18 protein-coding genes are annotated in these 16,572 nt (G+C 72.0%); 7 read left to right on the top strand and 11 right to left on the bottom strand.

All coding sequences use genetic code 11. From position 1 onward, the window contains the following. Window positions 1-61 precede the first annotated feature (61 nt). From ACWDEN_RS09565 to ACWDEN_RS09520, 10 genes are all read right to left on the bottom strand, one after another. On the bottom strand, window positions 62-1,432 hold the full coding sequence (locus ACWDEN_RS09565) for a bifunctional albaflavenone monooxygenase/terpene synthase (protein WP_450858232.1): 1,371 nt from the start codon (window positions 1,430-1,432) through the stop codon (window positions 62-64). Further along, window positions 1,432-2,514, bottom strand: a complete 1,083-nt coding sequence (gene cyc1, locus ACWDEN_RS09560; RefSeq protein WP_450858230.1) for an epi-isozizaene synthase — start codon at window positions 2,512-2,514, stop codon at window positions 1,432-1,434. Before cyc1 ends, ACWDEN_RS09565 begins: the two co-directional genes overlap by 1 nt. A 290-nt stretch (window positions 2,515-2,804) precedes the next feature. Beyond that, entirely contained in the window at window positions 2,805-3,455 is a 651-nt protein-coding gene (gene def, locus ACWDEN_RS09555) for a peptide deformylase (RefSeq protein WP_351613469.1), read from the bottom strand. Window positions 3,456-3,528: 73 nt separating this feature from the next. Further along, window positions 3,529-4,509 (bottom strand): hypothetical protein, encoded by a 981-nt coding sequence (locus tag ACWDEN_RS09550; RefSeq protein WP_351613466.1) that lies wholly within the window; start codon window positions 4,507-4,509, stop codon window positions 3,529-3,531. A 100-nt stretch (window positions 4,510-4,609) separates the two neighbouring features. Continuing rightward, window positions 4,610-5,902, bottom strand: a complete 1,293-nt coding sequence (locus ACWDEN_RS09545) for an HD-GYP domain-containing protein (protein ID WP_351613463.1) — start codon at window positions 5,900-5,902, stop codon at window positions 4,610-4,612. Further along, complete coding sequence (locus tag ACWDEN_RS09540) at window positions 5,899-7,212, bottom strand: HD-GYP domain-containing protein (RefSeq protein WP_450858227.1); 1,314 nt, start codon at window positions 7,210-7,212, stop codon at window positions 5,899-5,901. The genes ACWDEN_RS09545 and ACWDEN_RS09540 overlap by 4 nt, the downstream gene beginning before the upstream one ends. A 109-nt stretch (window positions 7,213-7,321) precedes the next feature. Beyond that, a complete protein-coding gene (gene rsrA, locus ACWDEN_RS09535; RefSeq protein WP_351619584.1) occupies window positions 7,322-7,624 on the bottom strand; it encodes a mycothiol system anti-sigma-R factor in 303 nt (100 codons plus the stop codon). Next, window positions 7,621-8,316, bottom strand: a complete 696-nt coding sequence (sigR, locus tag ACWDEN_RS09530; RefSeq protein WP_351619587.1) for an RNA polymerase sigma factor SigR — start codon at window positions 8,314-8,316, stop codon at window positions 7,621-7,623. Before sigR ends, rsrA begins: the two co-directional genes overlap by 4 nt. Window positions 8,317-8,572: 256 nt before the next feature. Beyond that, window positions 8,573-9,199 carry an alpha/beta hydrolase family protein gene (locus tag ACWDEN_RS09525; protein ID WP_351619590.1) on the bottom strand — a complete coding sequence of 209 codons (627 nt, stop codon included), beginning with the start codon at window positions 9,197-9,199 and terminating at the stop codon, window positions 8,573-8,575. A 1-nt stretch (window position 9,200) separates the two neighbouring features. Then, entirely contained in the window at window positions 9,201-10,016 is an 816-nt protein-coding gene (locus tag ACWDEN_RS09520; protein ID WP_351619593.1) for an SOS response-associated peptidase, read from the bottom strand. A 105-nt stretch (window positions 10,017-10,121) separates the two neighbouring features. On the opposite strand from ACWDEN_RS09520, the gene ACWDEN_RS09515 reads away from it, so the two are divergent. From ACWDEN_RS09515 to ACWDEN_RS09495, 5 genes are all read left to right on the top strand, one after another. Next, window positions 10,122-10,847, top strand: a complete 726-nt coding sequence (locus ACWDEN_RS09515) for a M50 family metallopeptidase (RefSeq protein WP_351619596.1) — start codon at window positions 10,122-10,124, stop codon at window positions 10,845-10,847. A 66-nt stretch (window positions 10,848-10,913) separates the two neighbouring features. Continuing rightward, the gene (gene aroA, locus ACWDEN_RS09510; RefSeq protein WP_351619599.1) at window positions 10,914-12,254 is read left to right on the top strand and encodes a 3-phosphoshikimate 1-carboxyvinyltransferase; all 1,341 of its coding nucleotides are present in this window, start codon (window positions 10,914-10,916) and stop codon (window positions 12,252-12,254) included. Window positions 12,255-12,265: 11 nt separating this feature from the next. Further along, complete coding sequence (gene rsgA / locus ACWDEN_RS09505) at window positions 12,266-13,276, top strand: ribosome small subunit-dependent GTPase A (RefSeq protein ID WP_450858223.1); 1,011 nt, start codon at window positions 12,266-12,268, stop codon at window positions 13,274-13,276. A gap of 87 nt (window positions 13,277-13,363) precedes the next feature. Continuing rightward, window positions 13,364-13,687, top strand: coding sequence for a DMT family transporter (locus tag ACWDEN_RS09500; protein ID WP_228623413.1), 324 nt, complete (start codon window positions 13,364-13,366; stop codon window positions 13,685-13,687). 22 nt (window positions 13,688-13,709) lie between these two features. Next, window positions 13,710-14,309 carry a hypothetical protein gene (locus ACWDEN_RS09495; RefSeq protein ID WP_351619604.1) on the top strand — a complete coding sequence of 200 codons (600 nt, stop codon included), beginning with the start codon at window positions 13,710-13,712 and terminating at the stop codon, window positions 14,307-14,309. Window positions 14,310-14,319: 10 nt separating this feature from the next. Here the strand turns inward: ACWDEN_RS09495 and ACWDEN_RS09490 are convergent, their stop codons facing one another. Then, a complete protein-coding gene (locus ACWDEN_RS09490) occupies window positions 14,320-14,928 on the bottom strand; it encodes a TetR/AcrR family transcriptional regulator (protein ID WP_351619607.1) in 609 nt (202 codons plus the stop codon). 210 nt (window positions 14,929-15,138) lie between these two features. Here ACWDEN_RS09490 and hisN point away from each other — a divergent pair, with 210 nt between their 5' ends. Continuing rightward, a complete protein-coding gene (hisN, locus tag ACWDEN_RS09485) occupies window positions 15,139-15,939 on the top strand; it encodes a histidinol-phosphatase (RefSeq protein ID WP_351619610.1) in 801 nt (266 codons plus the stop codon). Between the two features lie 165 nt (window positions 15,940-16,104). Beyond that, window positions 16,105-16,500, top strand: a complete 396-nt coding sequence (locus tag ACWDEN_RS09480) for a CBS domain-containing protein (RefSeq protein ID WP_351619613.1) — start codon at window positions 16,105-16,107, stop codon at window positions 16,498-16,500. Window positions 16,501-16,572: the final 72 nt, after the last annotated feature.

Below are 16,572 nucleotides of genomic sequence, written 5' to 3'. Positions count from 1 at the left end.
GTTCCGGGGCCCTGAGGCCGCCTGAGCGCGCGCCGGTACCAGGTGTCCTGCCCCGGCGCTCCTACCAGGGCAGCGGCCTCAGCAGCAGGTTGTGCGGGCGGAGCGTGATACCCACGCGGGTGGTGTCGTCGGACCCGGCGACCTGCTCGAAGCGGTACTTCGCCGAGATCGCCGCGGTGATCAGGCTCAGCTGGGTCATGGAGAAGTGGTCGCTGGGGCACTTGCGGTTGCCGACGCTGAAGGGGCTCATGGCGTACTTGGGCACCTCCTTGGCCCGCTCCGGCAGCCACCGGTCGGGGTCGAAGTCGAGGTGGCGGTCGTAGGAGCGGGCGTCGCGCTGGATCGCGTAGGGGCTGTAGACGATGTCGGCCCCGGCGGGAATGCGATAGGCGCCGAGCGCGGTGTCGGTCACCGCGCGCCGCGTCAATATCCATACGGCCGGCCTGAGCCGCATGGCCTCGACGACGACATTGTTGGTGTGCGCGAGTGAGCGGACGTGTTCGAATCCGACCGGTCGGCCACCGGTCACGGATTCGACCTCGGTCCGTACCTTCTCGGCGTGTTCCGGGTGTTCCGCGAGGACCTGAAGCAGCCACATGATCGTGGAAGCCACTGTTTCGCTTCCGGGGGTGAGTATGGCGACGACCTGGTCGTGGATCTCCTGTTCCCCGATGGGGTCGCCATTGTCGTCCTTCGCCTCCAGCAATGCCGTCAGCAAATCGTCCGGCTTTTGACCAGATGCCCTCCGCTCGGCGACGATCTCGTCCACCAGCAGATGCAAATCGGCCAGCGCCCGGTTGAATTCGCGGTTGGCCGGGAAGGGCAGCCGGTACAGCGGCCCCAGCGGGATGACCATCCGCCGGTACATGCCGCGGAAGACGGTGGCGAGGTCGATGCTGAGCCGCTCGGCGCGCTCGTCCATGTACTCGCCGCGCAGCAGGCAGCGGGCGGCGATGCGCACGGCCACCCGGAAGGACTCCGAGGTGCAGTCGACGGTCTCGCCGGGCCGCCAGCGCTCGGTCAGCCCGTGCGCCTCCTCCTCCATGATCGGCCCGTAGTCCGGGATCGCGTCGAGCCGGAACGCGGGCTGGATGGTGCGCCGCTGACGCCGGTGCCGGGGGCCGTTGGCGGTGGCCACGCCCTCCTTGCCGAGCAGCCCCTCGAGGGACTCCCACAGGGGTCCGTCGATCTTGAAGTCGGGGTTGAGGGCGAGCGCGCCGGTGAGCTCCGGGGTGGTGACGGCGTACACCGTCTTGGGGCCGAGCTTGAGGCGTACGACGTCGCCGTGGTCGCGGAGCCGGGACATGAACGCGAGCGGGTCGCGGACCAGTTGCAGGCCGTGCCCGAGGCCCGGCACGGCGCCTCCGGCCAGCGGGGGTTCACGCAGCTCGGTGGTCTCGGAGGTCAGGGGGTGCACAGACTCGACGGTCATTACTCACCTGCCGCTTCGTTCGTGACGTACGGGGGCGTGGACCGGTCGTCCCAGGTGTCGACCATGTACCGGCCGGACTCGTGGTGGAACCAGTAGACGGAGCTGAACCAGTTCCGCATATTGCCGACGCAGGCGCGCACCGCGGCGCTCAGTTCCTTTCCGTGGACGGTGCCGTCGGCGAGGTCGTCGGCGAATTGCAGGGCGTCCTGCTCGACCTGGAGGAATTCATCGATGCATTCCTCGACGCGCCGCCTGACTTCGTCCACCGATTCCTCGAGAGTCAGCCCCTCATGGGTGATGAGACTGATGCCGAGATTGTGGACCTCGTCGCCCGCGATTTCCTTCGGCAGCGAGCACAGATCGTTGTACCAGGCGGCGAATTCCTGGCTGAGCAGCGCGGCCCGGCGATAAGCGGGGTCTTTTCTTACGGAATCCGGGAGTTCACACCCGGCGCTCGGCTCCAGCAGGTCCGTCCATATCCAGTGGGCGAAGGTGTGCCGGCGCAGGGCGAGGTATTCCTCGACGCCGGGGATGTATCCCTCGGTGCGGTTGCGGAACTCGCGGTCGTAGGCCTCGACCACCGCGTGGAAGTGCCGGGCGAACCGCTGGTTCCAGGTGCGCGACAGGAAGCCGTACAACCGCAGCACGCTGTCAGCGAACCCCGCGACCAGCGGGTCCGGGTGGTGCAGATGGTGCCGGGGTGCGTCCAGGGCCGCGTGCAGGCGGTGCCTGAGGCGCCGCCAGTCGTCGGCCCGGCCGTGGACGACGTACCGGTCGTGGCGGTCGTCCCAGACGAAGAACCATGCGCTGTAGTCGGCGATGGCCTGCAGGACCTCGTCGGCGGCGCCGAGGTAGTAGCCCGCCATGAGGTCGGTGTAGCACAGTCCGTCGGCATATTCCTGCACCTTGTCCGCCGGCATGAGCCGTTTTTCCAGCAGCCAGAGACGTGTCTTCTCCTGGAGTCGCGGCCAATACGGGTGCAGTTGCCGAGGAAAGGCGGACTCGATCACCGGGAGTGCCAGCGAGGGTGGTACTACGACCGCCATCGGCGTCGCTGTGGTGCTGTGTGGGAAAGCATGCACGTACAAACCCCTCTCAGCCGCCAGGAGCGCACGCCCCTCCCGTCGTGCCGGGCGTGCGCCGTTGCGTATCCCCGCACTTACATTCAGCACCACAACTGACCGTCATGGGAACGGATTTGCTTCACTCACTACCCCAAGGTGCCGAGAATCCCCCCTTGCGTGACCGATTAAGGATCACCAGGAGGACAGAAGGGATCAGTTGTACGCCGCACGGACGAGCGAGGCCGGGCAAGAGAAGGGCGCCCGACCGGGAGCGATCCCGGCCGGGCGCCCCAAGTGCCCGACGTCGGCTAGTCGTTGGCGACCACCGGATAGCGTGGCTCGTTCTCGGCCATCTGCCGCAGCGCGTCCTTGCGGTCCCGCTTGGACAGCCGGTCGATGTACAGGTAGCCGTAGAGGTGGTCGGTCTCGTGCTGCAAACACCGTGCGAAGTAGCCGGTGCCGCGGACCCTGATCGGGTTGCCCTTCTCGTCCTGGCCGGTCACCTCGGCGTAGTCGGGCCGGGCGAGCGGTGCGTACGCCGTCGGCACGGACAGGCAGCCCTCGTTGCTGTCGTCCAGGCGGCGCCTGTCCGCGGGCAGCTCGACGAGCTTGGGGTTGCAGACCACGCCGGTGTGCCGGACGCCCTCGTCGTCGGGGCAGTCGTAGACGAAGACCTTCAGATCGACACCGATCTGGTTGGCGGCCAGGCCCACGCCCTCGGCGGTGCGCTGGCTGGCGAACATGTCGGCGACGAGCTGCTGCAGCTCCTCGCCGAACTCGGTGACGTCCTTGCACTCCTTGTGCAGCACCGGGTTGCCGACGACCGTGATCGCCCGCGAGGTCCCGCGCTCCCGCCAGGCCTTCTCGCGCTCCTCGCAGTCCTCCGTGTCGACGACGTACCCCTCCTCGTCGACGGGGAGCACGCCCGCGTGCTGCTGATCGGTGTCCTGCTGCGCCATGACCGACGTACGCCTTCCTGCAAAACTGGGAAAAGTCTCGGGTACAGCCTAAAGGCGGCAGGTCGTCGGCGGCTCAGCAAACCTCTTCCAGGTCGCGCCAGTCCCTGGAGTCCGGGCTGTCGGCGACCCACCCGTCCAGCAGCCCCCGCACCAGCGAAGCCGGCGCGGCCACCCCGCACTCCCGCTCCGGCACCCACAGCTGCCCGTCCGTCCGGTGCCCCAGCGGCCCGGGATGACCGGGCTCGCTGTGGTCGTGCGGATCCAGGTGGTCGCCCTCGCCCTCGTCCGACGGCATCCGCGACTCCGAGCACATCCGGCACAGCAGCCGCACCGAGGAGGACCAGTCCTCCGCGGCGAACCCCGCGTCGGCGGCCAGCTGCTCCAGCGCGTCCCGGTCCGCCTCCGTGGCCGCCTCCAGCAGCACCACCCAGGTCGGCACGGGTGAGGGCGCCCACAGCTCGATCTCGTCGAAGACCGGGTAGGCGTGGCCGGTGGTCGTCGTGCGCTCGCCGTGCGGGACCCCGTCGTGCAGCACGACCTCGCCCCAGCGTCGCCCGGACGAGGGAAGCGGGATGGACAGCACCTCTATCCGCGCCGGGTCCAGCCTGCGGCCCCACACGACCTCGGCCTCACCCTCCGGGGACAGCCGTACGGCCGCGCTGCCCAGCTCCATGCCGACCGGTTCCCCGGCCACGGCGGCTCCGCCGGGCACCTTCAGCCCGTACGCCTGCCAGGCGCGGCGGGCCAGCGACCAGTCCTGCAGGGCGGTGGCGGCGATGCCGACGTTCCACCAGTCGGGCGCCCCGTTCTCCCGGTCCAGCAGCGCGACCGCCCGCAGACCGGCCGCGCGAGCCTGCTCCCAGTCGTGGCGGAACTTGTGCAGCAGGGCGAGGTTGAACCAGGACTCCGACAGCCAGGGCTCCAGATCGGCGGCCCGTGTCAGCAGCTCGCCCGCGTCCTCGTAGCGGCCGTCGCCGATGAGCGTGAACGCGCGGTCGGTGGCCTGCCGCCAGGAGGCGGAGGGCCGGTGCCGTCCCTTGCCGAAGATCCTCACGATTCCCGCCTGCCAGTTCCATTTCCGCACAGTGGGCTGGCTTGTGCCCCCGGACACCCTCTCCCTCGCATCCAACCACGTACGCCGGGAAAGGCGCTCATTACCCATGGGTTACCCAGCCGGGAGCGGGGTCAGACAGTGCCGTGCGTCTCCCGTGGCCCGCCACCGGCGCGCTCTCCCGCCAGGCCCGTGGCCGGGCCAGGACCCGGGCGAGGGACTCCACCACCTCCGGAGCGTAGTCACCGGCGGTGCCGAGGCGCAGCTCCTCCAGCGCCCGCAGGGGCCCCTCGGGGCCGGCGTCCCGGGTCTTCTCCTCGTAGGCGTTCACGGCCCGGACGATCCGGGCGGCGACGGGCTGTTCGCGCCAGGGTTCCGCCTGCTGTTCCACCACCACGGCGACGGCCGCGGACACACCGGTCTGCCGTACGACGGCCCCGCCGAGCAGGGCGATCCGCCGCTGCTCCGCGGCGGGCAGGTCGGCGGTGGCGCCGGCCGGGACCGGGTCGACCAGGCTGAGCTGGCCGATGTCGTGCATGAGGGCCGCGTACTCCAGGACGGTCAGTTCCTCCCCGGTCAGACCGAGATCCCGGCCGACGGCGAGGCCGAGCGCGGCCACGCGGCGGGCGTGCCCGGCGGGGGTGCAGCCGGCTATCTCGGTGGCGCGGGCGAGGGAGGCGATGGTCTGCCGGTAGGTGGCGCGGACGGCCGCGTACCGGCGCAGGGACAACTGGGTGAGCAGCAGGGGCAGGCAGAACACGGGCAGCGCCCACAGCCCGGCGACGGCGACCCCGAGCGCCATCACCGCGCCGGTCGCGCAGACGGCGGAGCCGATGCCGAGCAGCCCGCGCAGCTCCTCGCGCAGGCGCGGGCCGAACGGCCAGCGGGTGCGGGAGTGGGCGAGGACGGCGGCCAGGACGGCGTCGCACAGGGCGGTGAGGCAGAGCAGGGCGACCAGGAGCAGGGCGTGCTCGGGGCCGCTCCAGGAGGTGAACACGCCCCTGCCGTAGAGGGGTTGGAAGCAGACGGCGGCGAAGCCGACGGTGAGCACCCGGCGGGCCAGATGGTCGAGGGTGGGGGTGCGTCCGTGCCAGATGTGCGGGACGGCGCCGAGTAGCGCGGCGGCGAGGACCACGGTGACGACCTGCGCCGCGTCGTGGTGCGTGGGCCGTCCGGCCACCGCTCCGAGCAGGGCGTACGACAGCGAGCCGGCGGTGGCGAGGGGGGCGGCCTGCCGTACCTGGGCGCCGCTCCAGCGGGTCAGCTCGCCGACGGCTATGAGCACCCCGAAGGCGAGGGCCACGCCCCGTTCGTCGAGCCCGGTCCACAGGGTGACGGCGAGGGAGCCGGCCGCGGCGAGGGCGGCGGCGCCGTGGACGATCCGCAGGACGGTCACCGGGGTGCCCCGATGACCGGCGTCCGGCCCTGGCTCCCGTGCGGCGTCCCGGTGTCCTCGGAGGTGACCGCGGGGTGCCAGCCGCAGCGGCGCAGCGCCCGGCCGAGCGCGCCGACCATGCGCGGGTCGAACTGCGTGCCGGCGCAGCGCTCCAGCTCGGCGACGGCGGCCTCGACGGGCCGGGCCCGGCGGTAGGAGCGGGTGGAGGTCATCGCGTCGAAGGCGTCGGCGACGGCGACGACGCGGGCGCACTCGGGGATCTGGGTGCCAGCGAGGCCGTAGGGGTAGCCGCTGCCGTCGAGGCGTTCGTGGTGGTGCAGGATCGCGGCGCGGGCCTCGCCGAGGAAGGAGATCCCGCGGACCATCTCATGGCCGTACTCGGGGTGCAGTTCGATGATCCGGCGTTCCTCGGGGGTCAGCGGGCCGTCCTTGCGCAGCAGCCTCGTCGGGACGCCGAGCTTGCCGACGTCGTGCAGGATGCCGGCGAAGCGCAGCACCTCGACGCGGTCGTCGTCCATGCCGAGTTCGCGGGCGATCATCACGGAGGCCTGGCCGACGCGTTCGCTGTGGCCTCGGGTGTAGCCGTCCTTGATGTCGACGGCCTGCACCAGGGCGCGGATGGTGGCCTGGTGGGCGGCGCGTTCGCGGTGGTACTGGGCGAAGATCCACCAGGACACGCACATCGGCAGCAGCACGAGCAGCGCGGCGACCGGGCCGTACGGACTGCGCCACAGCACGGCCATCATCAGCCCGGCGAGTCCGTGCACCGCGACCGGCGCGAGACAGCGGGACAGCAGCCCGCGCCAGGCCCGGCGCAGCGGGATGCCGAGGGCAGCGGCGCGGATGCCGCCGTCGAGGACGGTGAGGATCAGGCAGAAGGCGAGGACGGCCGCGCCGGCGGGCAGCAGCGCGTACGGGAAGTCGGGGCCGACGACCGCGTCCCGGCCGCCGAGCGCCCAGTGCACCCGGGCGGCGCCCCACACGGCGAGCGCGGGCCGCGCGGCCCGCCAGACGCGCCGGAGCGGCGCGGGCCGGTGCCCGGCGCGCTCGACCGGCGAGAGCAGGGCCGCGGGCAGCGGGACCAGCGCGGCGGCCGGCGGCGGCAGCAGGAACGCCCCGGCGAGCAGCACGGGGTAGAAGGTGCCGCCGAAGCGCCGGCGTACGACGTGCTCGGAGGCGGCGTAGAGCGCGGCGAGCAGGCCGAGCGCCCACCAGGGGGCGCGTATCGTCGGCAGCGGCAGAAGGCACAGCAGCGCCAGCAGGGCGACGGCGGCCACCCAGCCGCGTGCTCTCGCCGGTACCGCCTCCATCGCTCCCCTCCCCGACCGTGCCCTGTCCGGGCTGGGAGCCTAGGGCGGAGATCGGGGGGTGCGGGGGCTACGACCTGAGGATTAGCACGTTCGGGTGACGACCCGGCGGTCAGCTCTCCTGCGGGGTGGCGGTCACGTCGTGCTCGGGCACGGCCTGGCCGGAGCGGATCAGGTCGATCCGTCCCATGACCTTGGCGCGCAGGTCGGCGGGTACGTCGTCATGTCCGCAGCACCGCTTGACCAGCTTCTTCACGGCCTGCTCCAGGCCGTACTTCTCCAGGCACGGAGAGCATTCCTCGAAGTGGTGCTGGAACTTGTCGCGATCGATTTCCGGCATCTCACTGTCGAGGAACTCGTACAGATGGTCGAGGACCTCACTGCAGTCCGTCTCGTGCGGCTCTCCGCAGCTCATGAGCCCGAGCCTTTCGCTTCGTTCGACTCTCCGGCGCCCGCCGGGACCAGCCCGCGCTCACGGGCGTAGTCCTCCAGCATGCCGCGCAGTTGACGGCGGCCCCGGTGCAGCCGGGACATCACCGTACCGATGGGTGTCCCCATGATGTCCGCGATCTCCTTGTACGCAAAGCCCTCTACGTCCGCGAGGTAGACGGCGATGCGGAACTCCTCGGGGATCGCCTGCAGCGCTTCCTTCACGTCCGAGTCGGGCAGGTGGTCGAGCGCCTGCGACTCGGCGGAGCGCAGACCCGTCGACATGTGCGACTCGGCGCGGGCGAGCTGCCAGTCCTCGATCTCCTCCGCGGCGGAGCGCTGCGGCTCGCGCTGCTTCTTGCGGTAGGAGTTGATGAAGGTGTTGGTGAGGATCCGGTACAGCCACGCCTTGAGGTTGGTGCCCTCCCGGAACTGGTGGAAGGACGCGTACGCCTTGGCGTACGTCTCCTGCACCAGGTCCTCGGCGTCGGCCGGGTTGCGCGTCATGCGCAGCGCCGCCGAGTACATCTGGTCGAGGAACTCGAGCGCGTCCCGCTCGAAGCGCGCGCTGCGCTCGCCGGTGGACTCGGAGATCGCCTCCGCGCTCACGCCCTGGCCCTCGGGCTGCTCCGCCTGGCCGTTGTCGGTCCCTGCGTCGGTACCGGTGACCGGACCCACCTCCTCAAGATCCCGGGCAGGACCGAGACCGGTCCCACTCGTTTCGGAGGATAGAACACGACCCGTGCCTGCCGCCCCTCGAATAGGAGCGGTCTTGGCCGCGTGCAGCACCGTCCAGTCCAGGTCAGTACGGCTGCTGCGGGCCGGGCAAACGGTCGAACCCATGCGGCGGACTTCCTCTCCTACGACGTCGGTGCCGAGGCCTCAGCACTTCTGTCCGCCTCAACAGTGGTCCGGCGCGGGGCATTCCCGGCCGTCACCCGAGTGACCCGAGCCACCCCGCCACACCCTCGGTGATGATCTCCAGGGCCCGCTCCTCGGTGATCTCCGCGCGCCTGGGGATCGCGAACCCGTGATCCCCGTACGGCACCTCGAGCAGCCCGAAGTCGCCCTTCGGGAACTCCTCCGGCTTCCCGAAGGGGTCGTTGCCGCCCTGCACGACGAGCGTCGGCACCCCGGCCCCCAGCAGCTCCTGGGCACGGGACTTCTCGGGCCTGCCCGGCGGGTGCAGCGGGAAGCTGAGCGCGAGCACGGCGTGCGCGCCCAGCTCGGCCGCCGTGCGGCAGGCGACCCGGGCCCCGGCGCTGCGGCCGCCGGAGACCACCGGCAGCTCCATCCCGGACAGCGCGGGCCAGATGCCGCGCCAGCCGGTGTCCAGGGTCTTCGGCGCGGCGGCGACCTTCTTCCCGGCGACGCGCCAGGGCTGCTCCACGAGGGCCACGGTCACGCCGTGCTCCGGGAGCACCCGGGCGAGCGCCTGGAGGTCCCGTGCCTCGATGCCACCGCCCGCGCCGTGGCTCACGGCCAGCACCAGCCGCGCCCGTTTCACCTTGTGCCAGGTGATGCGCGCGGTCCCGGCGTCGGTCTCGACAATCTCGATCACGCTAGAAGAGTGTGCCCTCTTCCGGCGCCTCGAGCTCCTTCAGCAGCTCCGGGCCGTTGTTGCGGACGTTGCTGACGGCCGTGGAGACCGGGTAGGCGCGCATCAGGCCGGGCGGGGGCGGGGCCAACAGGTCGCGCAGGTCGTCGGGGTCGGTGCGGCCCGGGTCGAGCCAGGCCTCCCAGCGGTCCGGGGTGAGCATCAGCGGCATCCGGGGGTGGATGTCGGCCAGGGTGTGAGGGCCGTCGGCGGGGGCCACGGCCAGCGGGGTCCTCTCGGCCTCCGTGGTGATCACCGAGCACGTGACCCACCAGGCCTGGGGGTGGTCGTCGGGCAGGGTCCGGTCGCGCCAGAACTCGTACAGCCCGGCCATCGCGAACACCGAGCCGTCGGCGGGCAGCACGAAGTAGGGCTGCTTGCGCGGCCGCTTCTTCCTGCCCTCGACCTCCAGCTCGCGCTCCTGCTCGCCGGTGACCCACTCGTAGTAGCCGTCGGCGGGGATGATGCAGCGGCGGGCGGCGAAGGCGCGGCGGTAGGCGGGCTTCTCGTGCACGGTCTCGGCGCGCGCGTTGATCATCCGGGCGCCGCCCTCGGGCGTCTTGGCCCAGGACGGCACCAGTCCCCACTTCAGCTTGCGCAGCTGGCGAACCGGACGCGGGGAGTCCGCGTCTTTCAGGGGACGGTCGAGGACGGCGTGGACCTCCTTGGTCGGGGCCACGTTGTAGTCGGGCTCCAGGGTCTCCTCGGGCTCCCACTTCTCGATCTCAAAGATTCCTGCGAGATCCTCGGGCCTACGACTCGATGCATACCGTCCGCACATACGTGCCACACTGCCAGGCCCACCCGTCACCCGGCCACCACCCCTCAACGACGGCGCTCCGCGCCGACCCCCATTGATCTCCAGCACAGGGAGCCACTCGGACACATGGACAGCAGCCTCGCCGCCCTCGCGCTGCCCGACCTCTGGGACCGGCTCACCGGTACCCAGCCCGACCCCGACGTCTGGGTGGTGCTCGCCACCTCCGCGGCCGCGCTCGCCGTCGTCGTCCCGCACACCCTGTGGCGTATATCCCGCAACGCGATCACCATCGCGCACGAGGGCGGCCACGGTCTGATCGCGCTGCTCACCGGGCGGCAGCTGACCGGCATCCGGCTTCACTCCGACACCAGCGGCCTCACGGTCAGCCGGGGCAAGCCGTACGGGCTCGGCATGATCCTGACGGCGGCGGCCGGGTACACCGCCCCCTCGCTGCTGGGGCTGGGCGGCGCCGCCCTGCTGGCGGCCGGCCGGATCACGCTGCTGCTGTGGGTGGCGACGGCGCTGCTCGTGGCGATGCTGGTGATGATCCGCAACGCGTACGGCGTCCTGACCGTGGTGCTGGCGGGGGGCGCCTTCCTGCTGGTGTCGTGGCTGACGGGGCCGCAGGTGCAGGCGGCGTTCGCGTACGCGGTGGTGTGGTTCCTGCTGCTCGGCGGGGTACGGCCGCCGTTCGAACTGCAGCTGAAGCGGTCCCGGGGTGGCGCCGGGGACTCGGACGCGGACCAGCTGTCGCGGCTGACGCACGTACCGGCGGGGCTGTGGCTGTTCCTGTTCCACGCGGTGTCGCTGTCCTCGCTGATCGGCGGGGGGCGCTGGCTGCTTCAGGTGTGACGGCCTGGAAAGCCCCGCCCCCGGCGTGCAGGGGCCCGGCCGTGCCCAGCCACTAAAGTGGGGCGCATGACCGTTGACCCCGCACACACCGCCCTCTGGCCCGCCCCGCACGCGAGCGGAGCCGTCGACGCGACGGTCCACGTGCCCGGGTCCAAGTCGGTCACCAACCGCGCCCTGGTGCTGGCCGCCCTCGCCTCCGAGCCCGGCTGGCTGCGCCGCCCGCTGCGCTCCCGCGACACCCTGCTGATGGCCGGTGCCCTGCGCGCGATGGGCGTGGAGATCGAGGAGACCGTGTCGTCCAGCTCCTCCGTCGCGGGCGGCGCGGACGGCACCGGCGAGGCCTGGCGGGTGCTGCCGACGGGCCTGCGCGGCCCGGCGACGGTCGACGTCGGCAACGCCGGCACGGTGATGCGCTTCCTGCCGCCGGTGGCCGCGCTGGCCGACGGCCCCGTCCGGTTCGACGGCGACCCGCGGTCGTACGAGCGTCCTCTGCACGGGGTGATCGACGCGCTGCGGCAGCTCGGCGCCCGGATCGACGACGACGGCCGGGGCGCGCTGCCGCTGACCGTGCACGGCGGCGGGGCCCTGGACGGCGGCCCGGTGTCGATCGACGCGTCGTCCTCGTCGCAGTTCGTGTCGGCCCTGCTCCTGTCCGGCCCGCGCTTCAACCAGGGCGTCGAGGTCCGCCACACCGGCGCGACCCTGCCGTCCATGCCGCACATCCGGATGACCGTCGACATGCTGCGCGCGGTCGGCGCCCAGGTCGACACCCCGGAGTCGGGCGGCGAGCCGAACGTGTGGCGGGTGACGCCGGGCGCGCTGCTCGGCCGGGACCTGACGATCGAGCCGGACCTGTCCAACGCCCAGCCGTTCCTGGCGGCGGCCCTGGTCACCGGCGGCAAGGTGCTGATCCCGGACTGGCCGGAGCGCACCACCCAGCCGGGTGACCGGCTCCGGGAGATCTTCACCGAGATGGGCGGCTCCTGCGAACTCACCGAGTTCGGGCTGGTGTTCACCGGTTCCGGCGCCGTCCACGGCATCGACGTCGACCTGGGCGACGTCGGCGAGCTGACCCCGGGCATCGCGGCCGTCGCCGCCCTCGCGGACTCCCCCTCGACCCTGCGGGGCGTGTCCCATCTGCGGCTGCACGAGACGGACCGGCTGGCCGCGCTCACCAAGGAGATCAACGAGCTCGGCGGTGACGTCACCGAGACCGCCGACGGCCTGCACATCCGCCCGCGCCCGCTGCACGGCGGCGTCTTCCACACCTACGACGACCACCGTATGGCCACCGCCGGCGCGATCATCGGCCTGGCGGTCGAGGGCGTGCGGATCGAGAACGTGGCGACCACGGCGAAGACCCTGCCGGACTTCCCCGAGCTGTGGACCGGGATGCTCGGGCAGTAGGGACCTACGCCATGCGCCGCTACGGCAAGCACACCGACGAGGACGACATCCGCACCCGCCCCGGCCGCCGGGGCACCCGGCCGCGTACGAACATCCGGCCCAAGCACGAGGACGCCGCCGAGGGCCTGGTCCTCACGGTCGACCGGGGCCGGCTGACCTGCCTGGTCGACGACCGGACCGTGCTCGCGATGAAGGCCCGCGAACTGGGCCGCAAGGCGGCGGTGGTCGGGGACCGGGTGGCCCTGGTCGGCGACCTGTCGGGCAAGAAGGACACCCTGGCCCGGATCGTCCGCATCGAGGAGCGCACGTCGGTCCTGCGGCGCACGGCCGACGACGACGACCCCTACGAGCGCGTGGTCGTCGCCAACGCCGACCAGCTGGCGATCGTCACGGCCCTGGCCGACCCGGAACCGCGCCCGCGCCTGATCGACCGCTGCCTGGTCGCGGCCTTCGACGGCGGCCTGGAGCCGCTGCTGGTGATGACCAAGTCCGACCTGGCCCCGCCGGACAAGCTGCTGGAGCTGTACGGCGCCCTCGACATCCCGTACCTCGTCACCAGCCGCGAGGAGCTGGAGAACGGCGACGCGGCGGACCAGGTGCGGGAGCACCTGGACGGCAGGGTCACCGCGTTCGTGGGCCACTCGGGCGTCGGCAAGACGACGCTGGTGAACGCGCTGGTCCCCGAGGAGCGCCGGCGGATGACGGGACGCGTCAACGCGGTGACGGGCCGCGGCCGCCACACCACGACATCGGCCCTGGCGCTCCCCCTGTCCGATACGGACGGCTGGGTCATCGACACCCCCGGGGTCCGCTCCTTCGGCCTCGCGCACGTCGACCCGTCCCGGGTGATCCACGCCTTCCCGGATCTCGAACCCGGCACGGAGGGCTGCCCGCGCGCGTGCAGCCACGACGAGCCGGACTGCGCGCTGGACGCCTGGGTCGCCGAGGGCCACGCGGAACCGGCGCGCCTGTACTCGCTCCGCCGGCTGCTGGCCACACGGGAGCGGAAGGAAGGCGACTGAGCGGTCCTTCGTTGTTTGCCGGGGCCCGGGCCCGGTAAGTGCATAATCGCACCGAGCCGGGGATCCGGATCAACGGGAGGACCGCACATGGCGTGGCTGCTGGTCATCGTGGCCGGGATGCTGGAGACCGGTTTCGCCGTGTGCCTGAAGCTCTCGCACGGGTTCACCCGGCTCTGGCCGACCATCGCCTTCGCCTCGTTCGCCCTCGGCAGCTTCGGCCTGCTGACCCTGTCCCTGAAGAAGCTCGACGTGGGCCCCGCCTACGCGGTGTGGACCGGCATCGGCGCGGCCGGCACCGCGATCTACGGCATGGTCTTCCTCGGCGACCTGGTGTCCACCCTGAAGATCGTCTCGATCAGCCTGGTCATCGTCGGGGTGATCGGGCTGCAGCTCTCGGGGTCGGCACACTGAGGGCATGTCCGAGGAGGTTTTCATGAGCTCCGAACAGAGCACCGGCCCCGTCCGGCATCGCGACCAGGGGGCATGGCTCGCCCGGTTCGCCGACCGCGTTCTGGTGGTCTGCCCCCGCTGCGGCGGCCGGGCGGACGTCACCGAGCGACCCGGTCTTCCGGCTCTCAAGTACTACTCCGAGTTGTTGTTCCGGCCCCGTCGGCTCACGTGTGCGGCGTGTGGCGCGAACGCGGAGTGGGAGGCGGCCGTGCGGGGTGGCGGGCTGGTCGCGGCGCAACTCGGCGGGACCGAGGACCCGTTCTTCCTGCGCCCGCTGTGGCTGCAGACGCGTTGTGCGGGCCGCGTGCTGTGGGCCTACAACGTGGCGCACGTCGACGCGCTGGCCGCCTACGTCCGTGCCACGCTGCGCGAGGGCGGGACGGGGGCCACTCGGGCGATGATCCCGCGACTGCCCCGCTGGATGAAGGAGTCGGGCCATCGCGCCGAGGTGCTGGCCGGCCTGGAGCGGCTGCGCACGCTGTCGGAGCGCTCGGCCCCCGCGCACCGGTCCGACGCCGCCCACGAGCACGGCGACCACGCCCGGCCGTACGGCGCCCAGTACTTCCGGGGTGGCCCGTACTGAGACGTGGGCCTCACACCAACTGGCGTGGGACGACCGCCTGGATCAGCTCCGCCATGCCACCCTCCCCCGGCGGTGCCGCGACGCAGGACAGGGCGAGGCGTACGGCCAGTTCGCAGGGGCGGGTCAGTTCGGCGGTGTCGCCGGGGCCGGCCGCGGGACCGGTCAGCGCGGTGACCGCACGGTCCCGCACGATCCGTACGAAGTCGCGGGGCGTGGGCAGCGGGCCGTCGGCGCGCCGCTGCGCCGGCACCGAGGAGGAGGACGGTACGGCGCCGAGCGGTGGGGCGGGCAGCCGTTCGCTCCAGCAGCCGGTGAGCATGGCCCGTACCAGCGCGTTGTCCCGCGCGGCGGAGCTCGTCCAGTCGGCGACGGCGGTGAGCCGTTCCCTCGCCTCGCCCGGCCCGGCGAGGGCCCGCTCCACTCCGGCGAGGTAGCCGTCGGCCTCCCGCCGCACCAGCGCGCGGGCCAGCCCGTCCTTGCTGCCGAACTCGTTGTACAGGGTCTGCCGGGACACCCCCGCCGCCGCGGCCACGTCGACCATCCGCACCGCGGACCACGGCCGGCGCGCGAGGGCCGTGTAGGCGGCGTCCAGGAGGGACTCCCGGGCAGCAGGCATCATCGCCTCCCTGGGGGCGGAGCGGCTCTGCGCCCAGATTTGACGCGCTTGTATGCACTGTCAAGGGTTCGCGGGGGTTCGAGGTCCTGTCGCCGGGGCGGCCCACGCACCAGCCCGGCCGCGGCACCGCGCGCACGCCCACCCGTAGCACAGGGCTCCGACACCGCCCGCCGCTGCTAGCCCCCACCGACCCCGGCGGATACGGTTCCTTACATGCCGGACTACCTAGACGACCTGCGCCTCGCCCACGTCCTGGCGGACGCCGCCGACGCCGCCACCATGGACCGCTTCAAGGCCCTCGACCTGAAGGTCGAGACGAAGCCGGACATGACCCCCGTGAGCGAAGCGGACAAGGCGGCGGAAGAACTGATCCGCGGCCAGCTCCAGCGCGCCCGCCCGAGAGACTCGGTCCTCGGCGAGGAGTACGGCGTCGAGGGCTCCGGCCCCCGCCGCTGGGTGATCGACCCCATCGACGGCACCAAGAACTACGTGCGTGGCGTCCCCGTATGGGCGACCCTCATCGCCCTGATGGAAGCGGCAGAGGGCGGCTACCAGCCCGTCGTCGGCCTCGTCTCCGCCCCCGCCATCGGCCGGCGCTGGTGGGCCGCGAAGGGCCACGGCGCCTTCACCGGCCGCAGCCTGACCTCCGCGAGCCGCATCCACGTCTCCGGCGTCGGCAAGCTCGAGGACGCGTCGTTCGCGTACTCCTCCCTCTCCGGCTGGGAGGAGCAGGGCCGCCTCGACGGCTTCCTGGACCTCACCCGCGAGGTGTGGCGCACGCGCGCGTACGGCGACTTCTGGCCGTACATGATGGTCGCCGAGGGATGCGTGGACATCTGCGCGGAGCCGGAGCTGTCGCTCTGGGACATGGCCGCCACCGCGATCGTCGTCACGGAGGCCGGCGGTACGTTCACGGGCCTCGACGGCCACCCGGGCCCGCACAGCGGCAACGCGGCGGCGTCCAACGGCCTGCTGCACGACGAGTTGCTGGGGTATCTCAACCCGCGCCACTGAGCAGGCAGGGCACTCCCGATACGCCCTCAACTGACCTCGCGCGCCCCCTTGTTGACCCGGGCTTTACCTGTCAGTCTGAGGCTACCCCCACTTGTGAACTTGTGAATCCAGGAACTAGCGCACTGGATTCCTAGCGCACTGGATTCCTAGGAGGTGGCCCCACCCATGCTCGTCCGTGACGCCATGAGCACGGTGATCCTCACCGTCGGCCCCGCCCACACCCTCCGCCAGGCAGCCGCCCTGATGTCCGCCCGCCGCGTAGGCGCCGCCGTCGTCCTCGACCCGGACGCCGGCGGCATCGGCATCCTCACCGAACGCGACATCCTCAACTCGATCGGCCTCGGCCAGAACCCCGACACGGAACGCACCAACGCCCACACCACCACCGACGTCGTCTTCGCCGCCCCGACCTGGACCCTGGAGCAGGCCGCACGCGCCATGGCCCACGGCGGCTTCCGGCATCTGGTCGTCCTCGACCGCGGCGAGGTGGCCGGAATCGTCTCGGTCCGCGACATCATCCGCTGCTGGGCCCCGGCCCCGGAGCCCGCACCGGCGTTCTGAACGAGCGGAACGGGCCGGACCCCGAGCACCATGGGGTCCGGCCCGCCCAGCGGCATCATCGTGCCGCCGACT

Source organism: Streptomyces sp. NPDC001153 (genome assembly GCF_053598315.1).
Note: the sequence above shows the minus strand (reverse complement) of the source record. Positions and strands in the feature narration are given on the sequence as shown.